Annotated in this window: 14 protein-coding genes; 5 read left to right on the top strand and 9 right to left on the bottom strand. The window is 39.5% G+C overall.

Annotation, left to right across the window (positions count from 1 at the left end):
• Window positions 1-21 precede the first annotated feature (21 nt).
• Both UABAM_RS02645 and UABAM_RS02640 read right to left on the bottom strand, forming a co-directional pair.
• Window positions 22-1,179 (bottom strand): leucine-rich repeat domain-containing protein, encoded by a 1,158-nt coding sequence (locus tag UABAM_RS02645; protein WP_151966447.1) that lies wholly within the window; start codon window positions 1,177-1,179, stop codon window positions 22-24.
• A gap of 44 nt (window positions 1,180-1,223) precedes the next feature.
• Window positions 1,224-1,538, bottom strand: a complete 315-nt coding sequence (locus UABAM_RS02640) for a hypothetical protein (protein WP_151966446.1) — start codon at window positions 1,536-1,538, stop codon at window positions 1,224-1,226.
• Between the two features lie 352 nt (window positions 1,539-1,890).
• Between UABAM_RS02640 and UABAM_RS02635 the strand changes: the two genes are divergently transcribed.
• On the top strand, window positions 1,891-2,487 hold the full coding sequence (locus tag UABAM_RS02635) for an RNA polymerase sigma factor (RefSeq protein WP_151966445.1): 597 nt from the start codon (window positions 1,891-1,893) through the stop codon (window positions 2,485-2,487).
• A gap of 149 nt (window positions 2,488-2,636) precedes the next feature.
• Window positions 2,637-4,919 carry a DUF3160 domain-containing protein gene (locus UABAM_RS02630; protein WP_151966444.1) on the top strand — a complete coding sequence of 761 codons (2,283 nt, stop codon included), beginning with the start codon at window positions 2,637-2,639 and terminating at the stop codon, window positions 4,917-4,919.
• Between the two features lie 290 nt (window positions 4,920-5,209).
• Here UABAM_RS02630 and UABAM_RS02625 read toward each other — a convergent pair whose 3' ends face one another.
• From UABAM_RS02625 to UABAM_RS02615, 3 genes are read right to left on the bottom strand one after another with little or no spacing between them, the layout of a single operon-like run.
• The gene (locus UABAM_RS02625) at window positions 5,210-8,578 is read right to left on the bottom strand and encodes a serine/threonine-protein kinase (RefSeq protein ID WP_151966443.1); all 3,369 of its coding nucleotides are present in this window, start codon (window positions 8,576-8,578) and stop codon (window positions 5,210-5,212) included.
• 30 nt (window positions 8,579-8,608) lie between these two features.
• A complete protein-coding gene (locus UABAM_RS02620) occupies window positions 8,609-12,055 on the bottom strand; it encodes a beta-alanine-activating enzyme beta-propeller domain-containing protein (protein WP_151966442.1) in 3,447 nt (1,148 codons plus the stop codon).
• Window positions 12,052-15,972: a protein kinase domain-containing protein gene (locus tag UABAM_RS02615; RefSeq protein ID WP_151966441.1), complete on the bottom strand. Its 3,921-nt coding sequence runs from the start codon at window positions 15,970-15,972 to the stop codon at window positions 12,052-12,054. The genes UABAM_RS02620 and UABAM_RS02615 overlap by 4 nt, the downstream gene beginning before the upstream one ends.
• A 101-nt stretch (window positions 15,973-16,073) precedes the next feature.
• On the opposite strand from UABAM_RS02615, the gene UABAM_RS02610 reads away from it, so the two are divergent.
• From UABAM_RS02610 to UABAM_RS02600, 3 genes are all read left to right on the top strand, one after another.
• Window positions 16,074-17,867 carry an SIR2 family protein gene (locus UABAM_RS02610; RefSeq protein WP_151966440.1) on the top strand — a complete coding sequence of 598 codons (1,794 nt, stop codon included), beginning with the start codon at window positions 16,074-16,076 and terminating at the stop codon, window positions 17,865-17,867.
• 25 nt (window positions 17,868-17,892) lie between these two features.
• Complete coding sequence (locus UABAM_RS02605; RefSeq protein WP_151966439.1) at window positions 17,893-18,726, top strand: hypothetical protein; 834 nt, start codon at window positions 17,893-17,895, stop codon at window positions 18,724-18,726.
• Between the two features lie 563 nt (window positions 18,727-19,289).
• Entirely contained in the window at window positions 19,290-19,736 is a 447-nt protein-coding gene (locus UABAM_RS02600) for a hypothetical protein (RefSeq protein WP_151966438.1), read from the top strand.
• A gap of 204 nt (window positions 19,737-19,940) precedes the next feature.
• Here the strand turns inward: UABAM_RS02600 and UABAM_RS02595 are convergent, their stop codons facing one another.
• The 4 genes from UABAM_RS02595 to UABAM_RS02580 are packed head-to-tail and all read right to left on the bottom strand — an operon-like array spanning window position 19,941 to window position 24,141.
• The gene (locus UABAM_RS02595) at window positions 19,941-20,768 is read right to left on the bottom strand and encodes an SIR2 family NAD-dependent protein deacylase (RefSeq protein WP_151966437.1); all 828 of its coding nucleotides are present in this window, start codon (window positions 20,766-20,768) and stop codon (window positions 19,941-19,943) included.
• Window positions 20,765-22,066 (bottom strand): STAS domain-containing protein, encoded by a 1,302-nt coding sequence (locus UABAM_RS02590; protein WP_151966436.1) that lies wholly within the window; start codon window positions 22,064-22,066, stop codon window positions 20,765-20,767. The genes UABAM_RS02595 and UABAM_RS02590 overlap by 4 nt, the downstream gene beginning before the upstream one ends.
• Window positions 22,066-22,824: a hypothetical protein gene (locus UABAM_RS02585; RefSeq protein ID WP_151966435.1), complete on the bottom strand. Its 759-nt coding sequence runs from the start codon at window positions 22,822-22,824 to the stop codon at window positions 22,066-22,068. Before UABAM_RS02585 ends, UABAM_RS02590 begins: the two co-directional genes overlap by 1 nt.
• A gap of 12 nt (window positions 22,825-22,836) precedes the next feature.
• Window positions 22,837-24,141, bottom strand: a complete 1,305-nt coding sequence (locus UABAM_RS02580; RefSeq protein WP_151966434.1) for an NHL repeat-containing protein — start codon at window positions 24,139-24,141, stop codon at window positions 22,837-22,839.
• Window positions 24,142-24,266: the final 125 nt, after the last annotated feature.

The following is a 24,266-nucleotide window of genomic DNA, read 5'->3' as shown; positions in this document are numbered from 1 at the left end:
TTTCTTCATCCTAAAATGATTTCACTGCCAATGTATCTCGCAATTTGGTAACCACGACTTGATTTTCTGTCGTTGCCACCAACCTATTCCAGTATTTTTCAAATATAAAAGTCGCAAACTTTTTAAGCGATGTATTTCTGATGGTAGGTGTCTTAAATCGTTGTCACTTAAATCGAGCGTTTCTAGATTTTGCAACCGACACAATTCTAATGGAATTTGTTTCAATTGGTTATCGACGAATCTTAAATGGCGAAGTTTTTCGAGTTGCCCTATTTCTTCAGGTATACTAGGTAGTAAATTTATTGATAAGTCTAAACTTTGTAGATTTGTAAGTAAAAAAATTTCCTCAGGAAAACTACTTATTTGGTTTCTAGCAAGTCGTAATGTCCTAAGATTTTGCAACTGTTCAAATTCCTTTGGCAAATTACGAATGCGGTTATAAGAGAAATTTAAAAATTTTAGATTTTGCAGTTTTGTAATCGCGAGAGGTACTCTACTTAAAGTATTGTATTCTAGATTTAGTATAGAAATTTTTTGTAATTTAGCAAACTCCTCGGGTAAATGCCTAATGTAATTCGACGTCAAATTTAACTCTTCCAAGTTCCTCAATTCACATAGATTTGGAGATAATACATCATATAAATTATTGTATGACAAATTGAGAACCGACAGTTGTTGTAACTGCACTATTTCTTTCGGTATAAATTCAATTCCATTTTCGGACATATCCAAATAACATAGTTTGTCGAGAAACAAAATTTCAGGTGGAAAATAACCCATAGCGTTGTCTGATAAATTTAATTCGCACAAATTTACTAAAAAACGAAATTTCCAAGGCAAAGTGCACATATTGCTATCGCGTAAATTCAACTTTGTAAGATCGTATAAACTACAAAAATGTTTATCAGGCCAAATACTTTCCGAAAAATCAAGCGCGAACGTTCCACAAAAGTTACAATTATCAAACTTACAACCTTCTAAGCCACTGAAATGAACATTCCCGCGAAAAGAACAATTATAAAAATAGCTATCTTCGATACAGTAACATTCCTCTTCGTTTAAATAAAAGGCACAACCTTCATAGAAAGTATCACTTTCTATTTGCAGTAACGATTTCCCCTTCACTCTTTGTTCAAAAATATTATTTTCCCAGAAAATATCTTCGATCTTCTTCTCCATCTATACAACTTATTAGCTTTTATTCCCAATAAATACACAATTTGCTACGTTCCTAAAAACTGTCTGCGATCTTCTTCACCATCCACAGGGGAAATAGAAACAATGTGCTCTGCTCTTAGATACGTATCCCCGTGAAAATGGGCAAAAATGCCGTCACGCCCGAGTAGGGTGCCTTGGGCCATCATCCTATTTTCACCGTGATCGTGGTATTCCGCAACCCAATATGTCTCTTGTAAACAAATCCAACCACTTCTTTGCGCTAAAATAGCTTCAAAATTTTTTTTCGATAATTTTCCGCGGTAAGAGTTTACATTGTTTGTCCCTTTGTTCGTTTCAACTTCCACCCAAATATCACTCATTGTCTTTTCCTTAAAATTGATTCATCATTATATAGCAAAGAAACCGTAGCCGTAATCGTCACCGTAGCCGTAATCGTCACCGTAGCCGTAATCGTCACCGTAGCCGTAATCGTCACCGTGACCGAAAACAAAAATAGCGCGATAAAAAGTTTTTTGCAAAAAAATTTATTTTTTTTTGAATATTATATACAATAGTTTGTCTTAATCAGAAATGTTTCGAAACATTATCTTCTGTAAGGTGTTAAAAATGCACCCCAGTGTAACCTCCATTTTCATCTTTATTCAAGAAAGGGTATATATGCGAAAAGTAAATGATTTTTATTAGAAACGTATATAACCGAAAGGAACGCCATTGACTTCAGGAAAAAATATCAATTGTGATCAGCAAAACCACGAAGAATTTCTGATAAAAAAAGCAATGGCTGGAGATAAATCTGCTTTTGGAATGTTAGCAGGTAAGTACAAAAATAAATTGTATAGTTTGCTTTACTATATGGTTCACAATCAAGACGATGCGATGGATCTGTTACAAGATACTCTTATCAAGGCATATAAATCTATTCACAATCTGCGCTCACCTAATGCATTTTACAGTTGGCTTAGTCGCATAGGTGTTAACCTTACATTGAATTTTTTAAAGAAAAACGAAAAAAACAAACAATATCGAGAAAAACTTGCCCTTGAGTATAAAGCACAAACAGAAAGTCCGTTGCAAAGTTTAGAAAAAAAAGAGTTGCAATCGAAGTTGACAAAACTAATTTCTCAGCTGCCCGCAAAACAAAAAGCAGCTTTGGTTCTTTGTGATATCGAAGGTTATTCCTACAAGGAAATATCTGAAATTCTCGAATGCAATGTGGGAACAGTAATGTCGCGAATATACTATGCAAGAGATTATATTCGCAAACAGATAACAAGTTACAATTGCGATGCTATTAAGGTACCCAAGTAGTCTTCGTAGCTCTTGATAAAGCGCATAGCCACAACAAGTAACACCTTGGTATGACGGCGAAAGTAATAACAATTTAATTTATAATGTTGTTATAAATCAAATGGTTATTTTATTTTGTTTAATTCCTTAATGGTGAAGAGGTTAATGGCATGAAATGCGAAAATCTTGAGATTCTACTTAGTGGTTACGTCGATAATCAGCTTTCTCAAGAGCAAAAAGTCTACGTGGAAGAGGCCATTAATAGTAACGACACATTACGACAAAAAGTCGAAGAATTACATAATGTCAAACAGCAATTGAGTACACTTGTTGCCCCATTACCAACAGATTGCTCTTGGGATAATTTCAACACAGACTTGTGGGAAAAGTTAGATGAAAAAAAACCTACAGGTATGAGCCTAGTACAAAAGTTTCTTTTTGTGGCAGCACTATTTGTTATTGTCACCGTCAGCTTATTTTTGCCCAATTTTTATACAACAAACACTTTTTCACTAGAGTATACTCCTTTAATTGGTCTCCCAGAAAAAAGTGAAGTGGAACATGAAGTAGTAAAAGTAAATGCAAGTATTCCGAAGTATGAAGTTCCTATAAATATACGTTACCTAAAGGAAGCAAATCTTAGCCAACGTGAAATTCAGTTTTTAAGTCAAAAAGGTTTTGTTGTAACTAAGAATAGATTTGGCTCCTTTAATGAGATATATGAAAACAATCAGCGTAACTCTATACCATCGTATGTGACGGTAGATACTGCGATCTCAGGCTTTTCTCATATACTCGGGCGTTTGCGAATTGATGTAGAAGAAAAGGCACTCTACGGTAGGCTGGCAAGCTTTACCGAAGTTATCGGTCATAAACTAATCAATCTACACAAAAAAATTGCGCCACAACATGAGAAAGCGAGCCTAAGAGCATTGGCTTTTATTCGCGTAGCTTCTATACTTCTAGATTTAAAACAACAATGGCCCGAAGAGATTACTTCGAAGATTAACAAACAGGTCCAAGAAGAATTAACGCTAATTTATACAGGAGGAAATGATTATCCTGTAGAAATTGTCAATAGCCCCATTTTTGGTTATGCGATGGATTACAGTCGTTTCAAGCTGCTACGCAAACCAAAAAATAAACGGCTAGAAAGATACATAATTGCCCATGAATGGTATGCAAGATGCTTGTTTCGCACAGCAGACCATTATTCAAAAGTGGCAGAGCAGTATCTTTCGGAAACACGTAGTGCAATGTTGTTGTTGATTGCGACAATCGCAACAGACGGTATGTCAATCTGGGAAGAAATCCATTACATACTGACGGCTCTTTACGGCCAAGCAGATGATCCACATTTGCTGGATTACTTGAAAACTGCTAGAGATGTATATGGACCAACAATTACCCTAGATGTTCTTTCACAAAAAGATAAGTTACTTGAGTTTTGTAAAGCTATTTCTCGCACACGTTTACCTAAAATTCGTTCTGAATTGGGTTTACAAAGTGGACTGAGAATATTTTCGCGACGTAGTATCGGTTGTGACTTTATATTACAACAGTTAACCTATCCCTATGTAGGTGAACTTCATTTGCCGCGTGTGGATCCTAGTTTACTCGATATTGCAGTAATCATGGGTTGGCATAAAGCTAAATACATAGCAGAAGACAAAGGTTATTACGAATACAAAGGCTACAAGTCTACTGTTCGTAAATACCAAGATCGTTTGGAAAAAGAGTTACAACCGGTTAACTATCCGTGGGGCAAAGGAGGACTTATTAGTCTAGCATGGATGTTAAATTCGCTCAAAATACCGGAGGGTAAGGGGGCTCCAATATTCAGCCATTCCGATGAATGGCAGGCGAGAAAATTGACATCTGTAGCATGTGGCTTACTTGATCTTTCTTTTGGACAACCAGTTTTCACGGGAAAAAGCACTGCGGATTTTCATGGTACAATAGAACCATACCCTGAATTTTTCAATCGCATGGCTACGAAAATAGAACACTTTGAAGAAGTGCTTCATCACATTGGTTACCCTCTGCAAACAGGTGTTGCCAAAGAGCTGGTGCACTACAAAAAAATGTTAAAAGAGCTAGCGGTTATATCTTCGAAAATGCTCGAAAACAAAGAGTTAAGTGACAAAGATTACAAAAAATTGTGCAACTTTGTTTTAGGTTGGCAAGGTAAATACGGTAGTGCAACCATTCAAGATATATCAACGATGTACTATCGCAATAGTTCCAACTTTGACAATCATCTATATGCTGGTGTTGGTGCAGTCTACGAAATGTGGGTTGCGATACCTGTAAATGGCAAAGTCCAGTTGGCAAGAGGCGGAATCTTTGGTTACCACGAATTTCAGAGTATGAAAAAAGTATCACAAGAAAAATGGCAGCAACTTTCCCCAAGGCCAGGATTGGCCTCATGGATTAGTGAGTATGCTTATTAAAGTTGAGCATGTTGTTTATAAAGTTGTATCTGTTGTTATGTAAATATCTCATGTAGAAGTTTCCAATGTAAGTAATCTTTTGTTGTTTACACTGAAAACTACATGCTTATTCTAAAAAGCACCCAAAATTTGGGTGCTTTTTTTTTTGGGATGTGTAAAGTTTAATTTGTGGTCTCGTTGAGGTTTTGAAAGGAATATCTATCGGTATGGGGGAACGGGCGGACACTAGGTCCGCTCCTACAACAACGCACTGTGTTATTGGTAGATGTATTTGTGCGACAATTCTGTTTCTAATCAAATTTCAACGAATATAGATTTCCGCCGTCATCTCCGATGTACATCGTTTTTCCTTCTATCGTTGGTGCAGAGTGGCTTATAGTATTTTGCGTTGCGTACTGCCAGGTTTTTTGGCCTGTGCTGCGATCTATCGATAATATTTTTCCTGGTTGTGTGCAAAGAAAAATTTTGTCTTTTGCCACAAGCGGTTGACATATAATTTTTTCTTGTGCTTGGTAAACCCATAGAGAATTTCCAAGTCGTGCATCGCAACAATATAGTTTATTGTCATCATTGACAAAATAAACATAGTCACCGTCAAAGGCGGGAGAATAACGAATGGACGCACTGGAAGAATATTTCCATAACTTTTTCCCCTGGAAAAAAGCGTAAAAATTTCCCTGGTGGTTACCGACAAAAATGGTGTGCCCTGATGTTGTCGGGGCAGAAGAAATCGGAGAGCCTGTCGCAAGTGCTATTCGTTTTTTGCCATCTTTTATTCGGTAAGAGATTACTTCTCCATTTTGCATTGCAAAATATGCACTATTATTGGCAAGAATCGCCTTTGTTGCTGGCGCTATTGTTTTTTGCCAAAGCTGTTTTTGGGTTTTGTAATTAATGGCATGTAAGGTTGTCGCGGTGGCAAAAACGATGTAGTTTTTTAAAATAATGCCCGGATAAATCACATCACTTAGTGATTTTTCCCACAAAGGTTGCATGTTACTCTCATCGTAACAAACAAGTTGATCCGGAGAAGATATGTACAAAAAATACTCGTATATATTTTTTGTGCTTGTTTTTATTTCGTCATAGGTAAGCGCACTGACATTGTCTTTCTTCCAAACCATCTCGCCATTGATTGTTGTTTTATAAAGTATATTGGAGTGATCCTTAACATACACGTGTTGCTTGAGCACAACCGGTATACCTAAATTTTTCCCATAATGGTTTTGCCAATTTAGGACCTGGAATTCTCCAGAGAGCGATGGGAAAAAATTTGTGTTGGAAAAATTCCGCGTACGTGGAAAATCTCGCTCAACATAAAATGACTTGCGCAAAATTTCTTTGTCACTATGAATCGATAGTTTTACATCAATAAAATTTTTACCATATTCCACGGGAAACGACAATGCAAATTCATTGTTTCTACGTCGCGCTTTTTTGCCATTGACATTAATGGTTATCCCAGAAATGATATCTTTTTTCGCTTTTGTCGTTACATTTTTGTTTATTAAAATCTTCCCACGAAGAGAAATCGTATCACGGTTTGTTGTTACATTTAATACATCTTCGTCTTCTATTTTTTGTGGTTTTAGTACATCCATTTTGAAAAGTGGTTGTGAATAAATTTTGCGGTATGTACGATGTAGGAAGTAGGTAGCTTGCGAATAGTTCACACATCGAAGCAAATACTTATAAGCTGTCTTGTAGTTTTTTCCGTAGTAAAACAAAAGAGCATAACAATATATTTGTTTTGCTAACTTTGGACGTACGTGGTAGGCAAAGTTTCGCGCGTCAAGTTGCCGCATTTCACCGTCCAAGTTATATAGATAAAATTTACTAGTTTTTGAACCTTTTTTTATGGAAATATAGTTGTCTTCTACTTCCAACACTTTCACTTTGAGCCACTTTTTTCCTACAACAACTTTCACATCTTTACCGCGTAGTGAACGCATTTTTCTTTTGAATGCCACCAATACGTTTTCCAGTGTATCGATCTCTTCGTGATACTGTTTGATTATTTTTTTCTGCAAATCGGAGACGTTACTCATCGCGTTCAAAATCTCGCGAACGTTTTTTAAATTGCGCTTTCGATACACCTCCACCCCAATTTTGTTTTCCAAGGTGTAACTATTTATTTTATTTTTTTCAACATCAGAGAAGTGTTTCTCGAATAACTCAAACTGTTGTTTGATCTTGCTTTCGTTTCGGTAAAGCTCCAGAAAAGCAATATTCTGCTTCCAAAAATAAATATCTTCCCATTTCTTCAATTGCTTGGTAGAGGGAGAGTTATTACTGTTCATAAATGCATTGGCATTTATGAGCGTTTCGAAAATATCTCTTTCAAGCTGCTCTTTCTTTGCCAACGATTTTGCAAAAGAATGTTCGAGATTAAAATTGTTAACGCGACTCCACTTGTCAGGTGTTTTCAATGTCTTGATTTGCAATAATAATCGCTCAAACATCTCGCTTTTTTGTTGTGCTATACTTTTTTTCGGTGGTATTTTTTCTGTTTCGGCAAAATGTATAAACAGAAACAGCGCCGTAGCAAGCACAAAAACTGCCATCACTAAAAATCCAACAACGGGCGTTGATTTTTTTTCGGCTTGATAGCGAGGAGTTCGCTTTGATTTGGTACGACGTCTACGTTTACGCAACGGAGTATCATCGCGGCCAAATTTATCACCCAATTTTTTTAATTTTTGAAATTCTTCGGGTTTGGTTTTCTCGATGACGTTCCAGTTCACCACCTGTGATTTTTTCTCTTTTACGCGACTTTTTGCTAAACGATATCCTTTATAGATCATCTCAAACTCGTCCGCCATTTCAGTGGCACTTGACATGCGTTCTTCGGGTTCTTTTATGAGAGCCTTCTCTAAAACCGCCCAAATTTTTACATAAGTTTGACGATACAACTCAGAGGAAAGATTCGATATATCTAATAAAGAAGGAAGTTCTTTTGTCGAAATAGACATCATCGTTGACATGGGATTTTCGTTGTGAAAAGGAGATTTGTCATCGCCAGCGAAAATTTGATATAAAACAACTGCCACAGAGAATACATCGCTATTCGAGGCATATTCTCCATTTATCTGTTCGGGGCTTAAATAATCAGGGGTCCCCACAATGTGACCGTGATTCGTCAAACGCGAAAGTTCGCTTTTCACTGTGGTAGCGACACCTAAGTCGAGAAGTTTTAACTTTTTATTCACATCGTTAATGATGACATTGGTTGGTTTAATATCACGGTGGATAATACCCGCGGTGTTAATAACTTCGATTGCACGTGACAATTGAATGGCAATGGCTAGATTCATCGATAAAGAAACATGCATTTGTGCTCTTTTTACGATCAAATCCTGTAGAGAAGGTCCTTTTACGATTTCTAAAACCATAAAAGCTGTGTTTGCTTCCGAAAAAAAGCCATATGCCTTGATCACATTGGGATGTTCTATAGCAGATAAGAAGTGAAATTCACGCCTAAATCTTTTGATAAAAGATGCTGAATCCCAAGCGCCGTGGGGAATAACCATTTGCTTTATCGCAACGGGTCTTTGTAACAAGTCATCAAAAGCTTCGTACACATAAGACATATTACCCTGACCGATAACACGTTTTATCGAATATCTGCCGTTGAGTCTTGTTCCTAAGTCGAGTTCCATTTGCAAGTCCTCAGTAAATACCGAGAAAGATTAATCAAAAGCATATAAGTGTCCGTTATCACCACCAAAATAGAGTGTATCGCGGTAAATCATTGGCGATGACTTTGTAATTTCAATGCCAATGTTATAACTCCATGTTTCTTGGCCACTTTTTCTATCTAACTCGTATATATAGCCGTCCTGACACGTGAAATACATAGATTTCGATGTGACAATAGGGCTTGTGGAGATAGGATTATTAACTTCCGCTTCCCAGATTCTTTTTCCTGATTTTAAATGAATACCATAACAATCACCATCTTTATTAGCAATGTAAGCAACCCCTTGCAATAAACACGGCGAAGCGTAAATAGATTCTGACGTTTCATAACGCAGTTTTTGTTTTCCACTCATGCTCAGAGAATAAAAGGCTCCGTCAATACTTGTAAAGTGTATATAATTCCCATACACCGCTGGAGTCGAATACTCAAATTCTCTCTTGGACTTATACTTCCATAAAAGTTTTCCCGAGGTGTAATGAAGAGCATAAATGTGTTTGTCTTTACTCGCGATATATAATACATTATTTTTGATAACTGGGGAAGAAAGAATTCCACCATTTGTCTTATATTTCCATAACAAATTGCGTTTTTTTACATCCACAGCATACACGTGCTTATCCACAGATGCAAAAAATACAATTCCATCTACCACAACAGCAGAGCTCTTTATTTCACCTCGCACGGGAAAATCCCACAATTTTTCGCCAGTAGTCGCATGCAAAGCATATAATTTTCTTTTCAAGCTACCGATGTACACAACTCCCTTGTCAATGGCAGGTGTCGCATAAACAATGCCTTTTATTTCCTGCTGCCATTTTTCCTTGCCACTTTGTGCATCCACAGCATAAACGATTCCAGCATCGCTTCCGAAATAGACCATGTTATACGCCCCGATAGGAGACGTATGTATCGCTTTCTTTGCTTTGAAACTCCACTTTAGATTGCGTGGTTTAAAATTTTTCCCCGTAGGATAAAAACCTGTTCTTTCCGGTGATCCACGAAACATTGCGAAATTTTCCATCTCCACTCGATCAATAATCCAGTTATATTCCTGAGATGAGCTATCGCGATTAATAATTTCCACCTTGATTTCGTTAATATCTTTTCCGAGAAAACTCACAAGGTATGTATACTGCGATGTTTCTTCGTCATATTTTGCCAATTGTCCATTGACCAGAACTTTTTCGACAGGTTTTCCTCCAGTTACTTCAATTTGAAATAATGTTTCGAGAGTATCAGAAGAAAGAGACACACGGTTTTTTCCTAACCAGTCTGCGGGAGAAATAAAAGATACTTTGCGTTTTTGCGCTTCTAATTTTGATATTTTTGCTGTGATTTGTTTTACCAAATCTTGCACTTCTTCGTCAGGTTTTTTGATGCGTGCAACAAACATTTTTGCTTCTGGTAAATCTCGCGCAACAAAGCTCAACAAACCAAGGTAGTACAAATCTTTATCGTCTAACTTTGAAACCAACTTATCAATTGTTTTTGTGGTAATGGTGGTATACTCGATCTTGTATACATTATTTTTGTAGTCTTTCAGAGAAAAGCTATCTTTGCCTATTTTAGTGACATATCCGCGAATAAACTTTCCATTTGTCAGGGAAATACTCACTTTGCGACCGCGCCTTTGGTTCTTTTTCAATGCAGGAATAACCTTGCGAAATAATTTCTGTAATTGCGATAAAATTTCGATCTTTGCTTTGGCAAATTTATTGTCATCCCATACGCCTAAACGAAATATCGCCGTAGCAAATTGACGTGTTTTCAAAGCTTTTTCAAACTCATCCTTGATATCACGATTGATCTTATCTTCTTGGTCTTTGCGAAAACTTCGCACTTTAGCGGAAAATTTATCATAACTTTCTTGTAAAAGACCAAAAGCTTTATGTAGTTTCCCGAAAGACACTTTAAGTTGCAAAAAATTTTCCTTAAGGTTTGTAAACTCATCTGTTAATTTTGCCCACCGCGACGGATAACCTTTATTGATTTTCTCTTGTAAATCCGCCATCACCGTCAAGATCTCTATTTCTACGGTAGCTTGACGTCGTTTTGCTTCACCGGCAATCGCTGCATCGCGATATTTTTTTACAAACTCTTCTAGAAGCTTCCACTTTTCAAATGGAGAAACTGTTTCCATTTTTTGTAATATACTTAGATATTTTTCCTGAATGGCTTTGGATTTACTCTCTTGTTGTTGTGTTTCCTGGGTAGCCACAGGTTTTTTCTTTTGTGGCTGGTATGTATCTTTTTCCTCATTATCCCTATCGTACGTTGTGTCGACTTGCTCTTTACGGTAATCTTCTTCGTAATCGTCTACATCGGGGTCTACCACCGAAACACTCATTAGGTTATGTACAACAACGAGTACCAAAAACAGCGCGGCAGCAATGCTCAAAGCAACAAGAGTCGAAGACTGCTGTTTTTTTTGCCGTCGTTTTGAAATGCGTTTTACGCGACGTGCAAAAACGCTATCACGCCCATATTTTTCGCCAATAAACTGTAGCTTTTCGGCCTGCGATGCGTTGAGAGGCTGCGGAACGTTCCACTGTGATTTTTCTTGTCCACAGTTTTCATAAACCTCCTGGAGAAGATCGGCAAAGTGTTTTGCGGTTTGTATTCTTTTTTCGCTCTTTTTTTCCAAAGCCTTGTCTAAAATTTCACTCACACTTTTGGATTGTCGATTGCCTAAAACTTGGTGTAGTGAAGGAACTTTATATGTAGAAATCGCCGTAAGAGTTGCGATATAGTTGTTGCGTTGAAAAGGAGAGTGATCTTCCCATGCAAGAAACTGGTATAGGACAACGGCGAGAGAAAATACATCACTATTCTCGGTGATATCTCCTCCCACTTGCTCGGGACTTAGGTAGCTCGGCGTTCCAACAATCTCACCGGTACGTGTTAGCCTAGTTAAGTTTGTTTCCAAATTTTTTGCGATACCCAAATCGAGCAGAGTCGCTTTTTTCTTGACCTCGTTCAATACAATATTTCCCGGCTTTATATCGCGGTGCAAAATGCCAGCGGTGTTTATGTACTCCACCGCTCTGGCGATTTGTATACAAATAGCTAGTTGTTCTTTAAACGACAGCTTTTCTTTGCGGTCGCGAATAAAGTCACGTAGTGAAAGTCCCTGAACATACTGCAAGACCATAAAAGCATTTGGTTCTTCGGTAAAAAAATCATATGCTCGGACAATATTTGAATGGCTTAAGGAGCGTAAGATGAGGTATTCGCGCTCAAAACGCGAAACCCCTTCTTTGAAGGAATAACTGGCCGGAACTTGTATATGTTTGACGGCGCGACGCTTGTTGGTGCTTAACTCCTTGGCTTCGTAAACCTTGGCCATACCACCTTCGCCAATGGATCGTAATATTTTATATCTTCTTTCACCAGAGCCGATTTCCACAGAGTCTTCTCCTCGATGTCTCTTGTTCATTGATTATTCACACGACGCGCATATGACATATGTTTTTTGGCGCGAAACTCTTGCTGTTGTCTTTTATGTATATTGTGTAATAACAAATGGATAAGTGCTTTTTGTTTCCATTCTTGATGGAGAAATGCATACTTCATGATCATGTTTCTTGCATATTCGTAGTCCGCGATGGAAATACCGATTTTCGCTGCCTGTGCAAAATCTTCTAAGTCACATCCAGAGTAATCAATTTTTTGCAAAATTTCTCGTGCTTTTATTGGATTTATACTACTAAGAATTTTCGCCTGTGTAAATAAATATCTGTTTTTTGGTGCGATTGCAAAAGCTTTTTGAAGATCTTCCAATGCGGCGCTACTTTCGTCATCGTTGTAAAGCAAAGAACGTTCATAGTAGAGAGAGTCATCTTCGACAAGAGACAGTGCACGGCTAAACCACTCGCGATACCGACGACACTTTCGCGGATTTTTTTTACTACTCACTAAATTTTCAATGAAAACCGTGTACTCATCTTCTTTCGACAAAAACTTTTTCGACCCTTCCGCTAACGATACCTCGCCAAGATCCCGCGTAATCAAGGAATAGTAACCTACGGCAGCTCCATATTTCTTTTCGGTGTCATTACCACGCAGTATTTTGCGGTAGAGCTTTTCCCGCTTTTCTTTAGAACTTAGCGCTATTGCTACGGCATACGCAGCGGTGCGCACGTTTTCATCGGCATCGTTGCGATATTTCTTCGCGGCAGTAAGATACTTCTTCATATCTTGTCCGCCCATAAAACTAATCAATCTTTTAACACGGTAACTCGTTAACAACGAAGCCTTTAAACGTGAATCAGTTTCTTCATCTATTTTTGTAATTACGGGAGAACCAAGTACCGCTCCCAGGAGATAGGCCGCAGCGCGTAACAATGAGTCATCACTATCAGTGAGCGACCTTACGCGCTGCACCATGCGCATTGCCCCCTGCAAGGAAAACTGTGTAGCATCGGCACCAATCGTGAAAATGAAACGAATAAAAAATATTTCATCCGGATCCGACGCGACTTTGTGAAGAACTGCGTTGTTTGGATCGCAACGTTGTAGCCATAACCCAGCAAGAACACGGACAGTAAAATCGGTTTTTTTCTCTACAAGATATTCCATACGCTTAATAAATTCCGGGTTGTCACGTATGGCGTCCATAAATTTCTCTTCGCGGTGCAATACATTATAATTTTTAAGTGCGGAAATAATGACATCTTCGTCCTTGTCATGACAACCGGTGATGAAATGGAATACGTAATTCTCTTTTACTATCGACATTTTTGAGCGCCAAAATGAAAAATGAACGTGCCGCCTATATTGCGCATCATCATGTTGGAGACAATCGACAATCGCTTGTATACATGCCTCTTTATCTACTCTTGAAAGACGCGCGCCCTCATCTTTCAACAGTGAAATAGCTGTATTGACCCGCACAATTAAATGCGGATTTTTCAATAATTTTACATTGTACGGATACGGACATATCCCAGCAATTTTGGCAGCGAGAAACATACTACAACTTTTTCCAGGTGCTTGTAGTGAATATTTTTGAATTTTTTCATAATGCAGCAAAATATGGCATATTAATTTTTTGTTGTAGTCGTCGCTGGTTTTTCCTTTTTCCAAAACATCGAAATATAGTCTTCTTGTTAAATTTTTTCCGCACAGGTAACGCAAAACATCATCGACGCTGGCGTCATCAAAAATTTGTAATAACACTTCATCTTCAACAAAATCGTGTAGAGGAGAATAAGAAGCCACATCCCCAAGTTCGCACTTGGCCAAGTAATAAAAGGTGATGTATTTTTGTTCCTGTTTCTTCTTTTTGCGTATTAGGCGCAATACATTTTCCACTAGCCGATACACGCGAGGATTATCGCGAAAGTCGCTCAACGCCGCTTCGATATTTTTCTCAATATCCTTTTGGTAACGTAGAGCGATCAATCCTTTCATCGCGGTGTTGTAGATTGCTTTATTTTGCGAAGCTAATTTTTTTAGTAATAATAGCGGAGACTGCGTATTTTTTTGCAAATGTAAGCGCTCAAAGTGGTATGCCGCGTACTTTTTTACCAGGCTTTCATAGTAAGGGAAAAATATGTTTGCTTTTAATGAAGATTTATCGGTAAGGGCATTGAAGTACACGAATAAATATTTGATATTCGTGTCTCTCAAGGAAACTTTGTGCAAATATGTACGTATCACACCTTCCAAAGCATAAACGTTTGCAACTTCCGACCGCAGAGCTTGGATGTAGGTCTCTCGGGCTAAAACCATATGCTTTTGTTTTTCGAGTATTTGCGCGTAAAGAGTCAAATATTCCCCGTTTTGTCCACCGAGTTTCCATCCCTTCTCCAGTATTTGTTTTGCTTTTTCATACTGTTGCTGTTTTACATAACATCTGGCAATGTATACATATGTTTCGCGTCTTTCCAAAAGGGGTAAACTTTCCTCAAAAGCCGCAATTGCCGCGGTAGAATTCCCACTAAAAAAATACGCTTTCCCTAACACATATCGTGCATTGGCAGCAAATAGCGACGAGGTCTTTTGCTGTGTACAACGGCGAAAAAAATCGATAGCGCGCTTGTAATTTCCGGTATGGAAATTTACGAGTCCCCTATATAAGAGTGTTTCTGGTAAACTATCCTCAGTGATTTTTTTCAAAAAACGATCGCAGTCTTCATAACGACGTTTCTCGTACATCATCTTTGCCTGAGCAAGATACAAAGATTGCTTATCACGATGTTCTTTAGGTATTTTCTCAAAAAATTTCTGTGCGGCGCTGTAATTTCCCATCTCAACACACACGCACATCAGGTATTCATACACCAAATGTCGGTCCGTAGACTTTACTATTCGCAGAGCTTTTTGTAATTTTTGATAGCTGGCTTCGTATAGTTTCTGCTGGTATAAGTACTTTCCCTCTTGAAAGTCGTCCTGGACGTGTACAATTTCTTTGGTGTGGATTAATGCGTCTCTACGAGTTGTTTTTTTATAAACCACAAAACCTATTAGCGCAATCAACACAACAATGATCATCTGTGTATAGACCTTAAGTGAACTACCAAGATTCACTTTTACTTTTTTATTTCGTGAATAGTTGCGTAAATCCACAGCAAACTCATGGGCACTTTGATATCGTACTTGTATATTGCGGTGCATTGCTTTTTCACAAATACGCGAAATATCTCTGGGAATAGATTCATCTAACTTGCAGCATGGAAGTATTTTTTTTTCTGTCACTTCAACTAACAACGCAGACATAGAAGTTGCTCGATACGGAATCTGTCCAACGAGCATTTCGTACATCATAACTCCAAGTGCAAATATGTCGCTGCGATGATCCACAAGTTTATTCCTACCTAAAATTTGTTCAGGAGACATATAAAATGGCGTTCCCAAGAGTTCTCCGGTTTTTGTTAAAGCAGAGATCTTCTCTTGATCTTTCGCCAAGCCAAAATCCATCAGAACGGGCTGAGCGTTATTATTTCTAATCATGATATTGGAGGGTTTTAAGTCGCGATGTACAACTCCCATCGTGTGACAGTGATGCAAAGCGAAAGCCACTTTACTTAAAATAACCGCTTTGGCTTTGTAATCTAAAGAATGATTCTTCAAAAAATCTGCTAAGTCACACCCTTCGATGTATTCCATGGTAAAAAAATGAATTCCATTCTCTGTACCTGTTTGAAAAATCTTGATGATGTTGGGATGATTGAGTTTGGCAACGGTTCGCATTTCCACAATAAAACGCTGTAAAAATTGTAAGTCACGTGACAAAACAATTTTTAATGCCACCGTACGTTTTAGCTCAGTATCAAAAGCTTTATAAACCTTTCCCATTCCCCCTTGTCCAATAAGAGAAATGATTTCATACTTACCAAATCGTTTGTACATTTTATTACCTTACCAGTGAAATTTTTTGCGAAAATAGGTAATTTATTATAAACTAATTTCAATAAAATATAAAGTAGAGAAAACTTTTGTGAGGATTACCTATGCGACCATTAGTCATTCGCGCCGATATTTCATCCATTCATATAGATGTCATAGCTTACGGGGTAGGTTGTTTCCTTGCTCCAGGCTACCTAGCTGCCTCTCTAAAGAAAAGATATGGTAAAAATTTTCACCAATATCTACGCGGTAAATTCAACACCTCTAAACCAAAGAGATTAAGCAATAATGACAAAAAAATTAACAATGAACAAATAAAAAAAATGGGTGGTCTACCTCAGGGATTTACACACTATATTCCCGCAACAGAACTGTGCGAGTCGCTACCAGCTCCGCATATGATTCTGGCTGTTGTCGGAGGAGAATATCACGGACATATCAATGCACACTCCATTCGCGATTTAGTAGAAAACATTGGTGAGACTTTGGCAGCGAATTGCAAACCTAACACAACAACACGAATTGCTTTTCCTGCTTTCGGTCTTGGAAAAGGCCGTTCACAGCGTATTGAAGTGATGACAGCCCAACTACAAGCCATGTATGAACTTGGAGAAAAGTATCCACACATACACCCTATTTTCATCAGTTACAGTGATATCGTATACCGCATGGCACTGACAATCTATGACAGTTTGCCACAGAACACCCGCGCATTCGTCACAAAATACAAAATGAATAACTACGTCAAAGAATTGCAATACGAATTGCAAAACGAACGCCTAGTTTTATTTATAGGTGCCGGTGTTTCACAAAGCTCAGGACTCCCTAACTGGCAAAGCCTAGTCGCGCAACTAGCCACAGCCGCTCAGATAAACGAACAGGCACAAAATGTTGATGAAATGTTAGATCTTGCGGCACAGTGCCGTGAAAAATTGGGAAAATATTTTACGAGAGAACTCAAACGCACCCTCGAAAAAAATAATCCCACACCTTCCATTACCCACTACTTGTTGGCCACTTTCCCCGTGGGAACAATAGTAACCACCAACTTCGATACTCTTCTAGAGCAATCATTGTTACGCATAAAAAAAGCAGCGTTCACCATTCATAGTGCATTTGATGTGGCATGGGCTCCGATGAAGGACCAAGTCAATATATTGAAAATTCACGGAGATATCGACACGCCACACGAAATTACTCTCAGTAAGGAAGACTACGATCATTACTTCCAACGCCGTCCTGCGCTATCCGCACTGTTAAAGGGACTATTCTTAAATCGTACTTTTTTATTTGTCGGCTATAGTTTACGTGATCCTAACTTGAACATTATTTTGCAAGAAGTGGGTAACTTACTCAAAAAAGCACAGCGCCCCATCTACATGATTGTATTCGAAGCAACAGAAGAAGAAATTATCAGTTACAAACAACAAGGGGTTGTGGTGATTTGCGTTGCTGGCACAAGTATTGAGGAGAAAAGCACCTCGTTGTGGCAGTTACTCAATTGTTTACAATCAAATGCATTTCAAGCACATAACACTTGGCTTGCCCAAGATGCCGATGAACTGGGTTTAGAAACTGCATGGCAGGAGAATATAAACGATTTGCGCAGTACACTGGGAAATTTCATCGCTAAGTTAGAAAACGAAGAACAACTTTCCGACGCGGTTGTCGACTTTTTATTTCCCTGGTTAACTTTAGCCATGAACAATGGTCTCAATATTCCCTCCACTTTGTGGGAAAAAATCGCCCATCACTATCGTCAGCGCGATCTACAAATTGAAGCCACAAAACTCAATGCACTCGTCGCCGAAATTGCCGCTTTTCGTTCAAGCGATGGCAAACGCCAAAATCGCCATGAGGCGCGTATATGGGAAATGCGTAAGAATTGGCATAAGTAGTAATTGTAAACATATGGAGAAAGTAATGACTAAAAAAAGTTCAGACTACGAAATCACCACTCTTGGTCAATTTATTGCCGTAGTTGTTGTTTTGGGAATCATTTACATCATATCTCTCATTTTTCCCAAAACCGCAGAAGAGAAACAAAATTCAAACTCTGCCGCGACCACGAAAACGCAAAACGATATTGCGAGAAATAGTACCAACGTAAAGTCACTGCAAAACGTCTCGGTTCAAAAAAATTCTAAACGTAAAAACAACAACACAGCAACCAAGGTAAGCAAAAACAACACCAAGCGCAAGTCAACGCCAAAGGTAAACACCAAACCCAAAAACGCGCCCAAACCAAACCCGAAAGTTGTGGGATACAAAGAGCCGCGTCAAAAAAGCGCTTATGTGCGTAAACACCACGACATCGACGTTGTCAAGAGCACCAACTATTCCAAGATGGCACCGTTGAAGAATCCGCGAAGTAAAAGCGAGAAGTGGGTCATGGATCGCATCAAAAAATACCCCAAAGACCTACCGCGTATTTTATTACAAGACTACGGTGACGACGGTTACTACATCAATACCTTGGGAAAAGATGCTTTGGGAAGACACATCATCCCCGGGATCAACCCTGACGGACAATGGTCCACGATGCTTTACTCCAATATAAACCGCAAAGGCAAACGCATCAAAATGATCCTGGGACACAACTGGGGCAAATGGAAAGACCAGGGATTTTATGTGCATGCGATTTATGTGTCGAATAAAACCATTAGCTTGCGTAATAAAGCGGGAAGGAACCTAGCTTCGAGTCTTTATCCTGTCAACCAGTCATTGTCTAAAGGACCGGTATTCCGCTTTCGCTAGGATATAGGTTGGTGTTGGTGTTTCACTTCCATGTTGGTGCCCTCACCATCGAATTAGCAGTTACAGCTGCGCTGTAAGCTGCTATTCTCATACCTCTCCCACAGGGAGAGGTTTCAGTAGTCTCTTGTGTTAAAAACTAAATTCGCTTGAGTTGCGAAACAAGGGAATGGCGTTACTACCTTTAATACTACGGCTGTACATGTGGCGGCACAAAATAACACAAATGGATACAAATTCAGACGTGTTACGCCTCTCCCTGTGGGAGAGGCATGAGAATTAAGGCTTTTAGCGAAGCTAAAACCTTAAATTCGATGGTGAGGGCACCAATCGGAAAACGAATCCCTTTTCCTAAGAAAAACCTAAATCTACGATGGTGAGGGCACCAATCGGAAAACGAATCCCTTTTCCTAAGAAAAACCTAAATCTACGATGGTGAGGGCACCAATCGGAAAACGAATCCCTTTTCCTAAGAAAAACCTAAATCTACGATGGTGAGGGCACCAATCGGAAAACGAATCCCTTTTCCCAAGAAAAACCTGAGCAACTCACGAAAGAAAAGCAAAATGAAACCAAAGTTTGTGAAAAGCAAGAAGACCACACTGCGAGAAAAAAGAAAAATAAAAAAGTTAGATCCCAAAAATTTTACCGTAGCAGATTTACATCCCGACTTCATAGAAGGGATGGAAAGTCTACGTTATAATCCAAACGCGAAGTGTCATTATGAGCTTTTTTCTGGTGGGTTATTGTGGACAGATGAACGATCTCCCGAAGCAGAAAACCGAGACAAAATTTGGTGCGAACTCTTAGTCTTTCGTATTTTGTTAATGTATAGATCCGCGATTATTCTGCGTGTAGAAGACAATGCAAAAGACTACAAACGCATTTGGGAGAAACTCAACGAAGCTTTTCCACATTGGCTGATATTTCGCCCAGACAGGCAAAGTAATAACCATGCTCAGCGCATCATAGAAGGGCTCAAAAATATGAAAAAAGAGCTAGAGGAAATGTAAAGCTACGCTTTAGTGTTGGTGTTTCACTTCCATGTTGGTGCCCTCACCATCGAATTTAAGGTTTTAGCTTCGCTAAAAGCCTTAATTCTCATGCCTCTCCCACAGGGAGAGGCGTAACACGTCTGGATTTGCTTCCATTTGTGTTATTTTGTACCGCAGGATGTAAAGCCGTAGTCTATAAAGGAATACTACACTTGTCTCTACCTACATCTTTTGCAAAGCATCATCAATACCTTCCAACGCTTCCAAACCACCGCACGCCACAGAAATATGGGGTGCCGAAATTTGTGGTTCGCGTGGATTTATGCGAATCACCGTTGCCTTTCCCGACGAACCTCTTCTCCAACTTGCACTGCGAATCGATGGAATTGCGGTACCTGCGCCAATTTCAATCACCACCGTCTTCTTATCGCAGCAGACCGCGTCGAAGTCAAACAATCGCTTTTGTTGTGCGCTGGAACGTCGTGAAATCCAACTCCAATCGCCAAACATCAATATATTCGGACGACTTGTTCCTCCACAGTGCGGACAACTGGGATTTTGCTTGTTGGTCATTGTCGCGAAATCAATTTCAAAATCGGCGTTGTTTTCCCAAATGTCATCGCGACAAGGTGTCAGACATTGCAGGTGATTAATCGAACCGTGGATCTCATAAATTTTGTCGTCGCTAAACCCGGCTTTTTGAAAATGCCCGTCGACATTCGAGGTAACGATAAAATACTCTTGGTTATATTTTTCAATCCATTGCTGCATTAAATGAAATCCGCGATGCGGCTGCGTTTCGCGATATAAATTCGTACGGTGTCCGTAAAATCCCCACGCAAAACTCGGGTCCTTTTCAAATTGATAGGGGTTCGCGGCATCGACAAAGTCAATCCCCAGTTTTTCGTACATCGGATAACAATTCCAAAACCCCTTGTTACCACGATAATCTGGTAGGCCAGAATCGACCCCAATACCTGCTCCTGAGTGAATAAACATTACTTCACTCGAAGCGATCACCTCTGCACATTGTTGGTACGTCGCTTTCATTCACTTTCCTCGACAGGTAAGACATTGTCTATTGGATTTGCTTGTTTAGGTCGCTTTGCGATATAAAAAACCAGTGAGATAAACAGAAAAACACCCGCGAGTATTGCCCCAAAACCGGTTTTTCCACCGCACAACTGTGTTGCTTGCGATAGCCATTCGATCGCCGCGGGAAGTTCTTCGTTAAAATCGATCTTAAGCGCATCTAAACTCGTTGAAATTACGGGTGAAATAATACTGAGGTACAAAGCACACTTTGCAATGGTCTGTTTTTCGACATTGTAGCGTAAATTTTCAACCGTATCGATCACTTTACCGTTGTATAGTATTTCCACATAGCCTAGTTGCTTTTTACTTTCCGCTAGCGGTGTCACCGAAAAATTGGCTTCGGCAATCTCTGGAGTGATATCCACTTGTTTACGGCTGGGAACAATCAGACATCCTGGAAAATGCGGTACGACTTCAACAATAGGTTTTTCGCGCTGAACCACAACATCTTTTTCACTTGCCACTTGCTCGATTTTTTCACTGACGACTTCCTGTATCTTTTTTTGTGAAAAAATCACCTTGAGTGGAAAAATACAAAAAGGATACATTCTTTTGAAGAAACGAATGGTGGATTTGCGTTTTATTTCTGGCTGTTGTGATATCACGTTTTTTTTCTTTGATTCTTCCACTTGAATCGTTTCTTTATACACCTCTTCGCTTTTCAATTCTCGTCGCGAACTGGCGCGATCATTTTTGGAAACAATTGTGACCCCATAAAGTGTGTCCAAATTTTTATTTTGTGCAGAGCTTGTTTGAATTGTCGAACCGTAAGGGTCCTCAATATTTGATTGTCTTGCTGGCAGAGATTCCGACGCCTGAATCGTCGATCCGTAAGGATCTAAACCGCTCTTTTGTATCGTTGCCTCATACGCGTTTTTATTTTCTCGTGGCGAAGATTCTGGTTCGTCAGCGGGCGAATGTGCTAAAAGTTCCTGGGTGGCATTCTTGATTCCTGAGGCAAAAACACTTTCATCATTAAATCCGGCATAGCGAAAAATACCAAGAAGCGTTTGATTTATATTAATAAAACGAATTTCTCCACCGCGATTGCGCACGATTTGTATTTGTTGAACCAAAACCCCTAAATTTTCCGCGCCTAAAAAATCAAATTTATTCATATCGACAACAAATTTATTGTAGCCGTCGCGTAGTAAATCGTCGATGGCGCTTTTGAGAGGAGAGATGTTATCCGTAGAACCACCAACCTCGATGAGATATATTCCTTGTTGCAAATGCTTGATGTTAATCTTCATTATTCTCTCTTCTTTGTAAAATACTCCACGATTTCTTCAGCGCGTTGTGTTTCGCCTTGGGGAACCAAAACGTAATGATCGTGTTGAACGCGCTGGTTGCCCTGTATTTCGATTTTAAAAATTAAATTGTTATCCTCCAATGAGACATCGAGGAGCACAACACCTACTTCGTTAAAACTTTGGTATTCTTTGCCACGTATGAAAAAACCTGGTCCAATAAAAGTCATCAATGTGTCTTTGTCGACATAATCAATGGCGTTTTTTTGCCATAATTTTTCGCGGTACCGTCCAGCAAAAAACACAATGGTCACAAAAAAAACCAATACCCCGGTAAAAATTCCTGTAAGTAGTAAAAAGTCTTTTTCCTCGTACAAAAAGCTAGCAGCGATGACATACAAAACGACAAAGATAATCGTTGACCACTTTATCACTGCTTGGTAGTTTTTTTGACGTCTCTCCAGCTCTGCGGCAGCAAATGGGCGCCATTCATTTTGCGTATATGTCCATTTTTGAAGGTACTCACCGTCTTCAATATGCGCAACGACCTCTTCAAACCTTCGGATACTACCTCCGAGAAGAAAAGCGATAAAAAAGCATAGCAAAAAAGAAAATCCCGCCAGTATACCACCGACAATCCACAAAACTTCATGTTGAAAAAACAACGCTGGTAGTGCAATGGCGATCGGAATAAACAGACCACTTTTTACAAACAACCTCTTCACATGCGCGGGATTTCCCGCAACGTTTTCCCAGTTCATTTACTATTTCCTTTAGCGATGGCACCAAATAGTCATTCCATAATTGCCTTCTTTATTAAAACTCCACCCAACCGTGATAATGCGGTCGTGTTTATCAATTGCTACTGCCTGTGCCAAGTCGTGATGATTTCCTCCAGCAGTGCTGTGATGAATGATGTAGCCTTTTTCAGCAAAAGAGGTGTCCAATTTACCTGTGGGCAAATAACGCCATACCACAACATCAAGGTTACCGTGTTGTCCATCACTACGTCCGACAACGGCAATGCGGCCAAAAGAGTCTATCGCCACACTTTGTCCTGTATCATACCCATTGCCTTTTGCGGCGTTGCTATGCGAAACATAGCCCTTGTCATTGAACGAAGCATCAAGCGTTCCCGTACCGTTGAAACGCCACACCGCCATATTGCGGCCCTCATTAAAGGTAGAATTGCGTCCAGCAACAACAATTTTTCCACTGTGATCCATCGTAATTCCACGAGCTTCATCACCAAAGTCTGTGGCTTTTACGATGTTGTGAACCACAAAACCTTTTTCGCCAAAATTAGGGTCAGGAGTCCCATCGTTTAGAAATTGCCAAACATACATTCCCGTAGGATTCAAACCTTTGCCCGTGACGATGATCTTGTCTCCCACTGTTGCAACACCGTAGCCCCAATCCCAATCATTGCCCTGGATCAGCCATCCACCGTTGCCAAAACTGGTGTCGAGTTTCCCATTTGGCAAATAACGCCACACGATCATTTGCGAACTTGGAGGAAAACCCGCGGCATAACTTTCTCCGGTGACAACAATGCGATTCTGTGCGTCAATCGCCACGGCGTATCCATAGTCATGTAAGTTTCCCCCTGCGGCATTGTGATGGATAGCGACGCCATTTTCCCCGAAACTTTTGTCTAGTTTACCATTGTCCTTTACGCACCAAATGACCATATCGTCGTTGCGATTCGCATTACGGCTACGTCCCACGACAATAATGCGATTGTTATGATCTATCGCAATGGCATTACCTTCTTCGTCACTATTTCCACCGGCGGTATTGTCGTCGACCAAAAAGCCTTTGTTGTTGAATGAGGTATCAATTTTTCCTGTTTCCAGATAGCGCCATACCGTCATGTCTATATTGAGCCCGTGATTGCGATTTGAGCTAAAACCGGCAACAACGATACGGTTTTTTTTATCGATGGTTACCGCTTGTCCAAAGTCATTGCCAACACCTGCGGCGTCCTCATGAACAACAAAACCTTTGCCATTAAAGCTCTCATCTAGCTGCGCATAAACCGCTGCCAGCATGGTAATTATTAGAAAAAAACTACGCATTTAATTTAACTCCCCTAGTATTGAAATTTGTTGGTATTTGGTTTTCTTCAGAAAAGTGATTCTTTTTCCGATTGGTGCCCTCACCATTGTGGATTTAGGTATTTTTCAGAAAAGAATTCCTAATC

Source organism: Candidatus Uabimicrobium amorphum (assembly GCF_009002475.1).
Lineage (GTDB): Bacteria > Planctomycetota > Uabimicrobiia > Uabimicrobiales > Uabimicrobiaceae > Uabimicrobium > Uabimicrobium amorphum.
This window is presented reverse-complemented; position numbering and strand designations above follow the sequence as displayed.

Excerpts from the sequence above, each read along its gene's own strand:
- UABAM_RS02640 (WP_151966446.1), bottom strand. The coding sequence starts at position 1,538 with ATGAGTGATATTTGGGTGGAAGTTGAAACGAACAAAGGGACAAACAAT.
- UABAM_RS02615 (WP_151966441.1), bottom strand. The coding sequence starts at position 15,972 with ATGTACAAACGATTTGGTAAGTATGAAATCATTTCTCTTATTGGACAA.
- UABAM_RS02610 (WP_151966440.1), top strand. The coding sequence starts at position 16,074 with ATGCGACCATTAGTCATTCGCGCCGATATTTCATCCATTCATATAGAT.
- UABAM_RS02590 (WP_151966436.1), bottom strand. The coding sequence starts at position 22,066 with ATGAAGATTAACATCAAGCATTTGCAACAAGGAATATATCTCATCGAG.
- UABAM_RS02620 (WP_151966442.1), bottom strand. The coding sequence starts at position 12,055 with ATGAACAAGAGACATCGAGGAGAAGACTCTGTGGAAATCGGCTCTGGT.
- UABAM_RS02580 (WP_151966434.1), bottom strand. The coding sequence starts at position 24,141 with ATGCGTAGTTTTTTTCTAATAATTACCATGCTGGCAGCGGTTTATGCG.
- UABAM_RS02595 (WP_151966437.1), bottom strand. The coding sequence starts at position 20,768 with ATGAAAGCGACGTACCAACAATGTGCAGAGGTGATCGCTTCGAGTGAA.
- UABAM_RS02605 (WP_151966439.1), top strand. The coding sequence starts at position 17,893 with ATGACTAAAAAAAGTTCAGACTACGAAATCACCACTCTTGGTCAATTT.
- UABAM_RS02645 (WP_151966447.1), bottom strand. The coding sequence starts at position 1,179 with ATGGAGAAGAAGATCGAAGATATTTTCTGGGAAAATAATATTTTTGAA.
- UABAM_RS02600 (WP_151966438.1), top strand. The coding sequence starts at position 19,290 with ATGAAACCAAAGTTTGTGAAAAGCAAGAAGACCACACTGCGAGAAAAA.
- UABAM_RS02625 (WP_151966443.1), bottom strand. The coding sequence starts at position 8,578 with ATGGAACTCGACTTAGGAACAAGACTCAACGGCAGATATTCGATAAAA.
- UABAM_RS02585 (WP_151966435.1), bottom strand. The coding sequence starts at position 22,824 with ATGAACTGGGAAAACGTTGCGGGAAATCCCGCGCATGTGAAGAGGTTG.
- UABAM_RS02630 (WP_151966444.1), top strand. The coding sequence starts at position 2,637 with ATGAAATGCGAAAATCTTGAGATTCTACTTAGTGGTTACGTCGATAAT.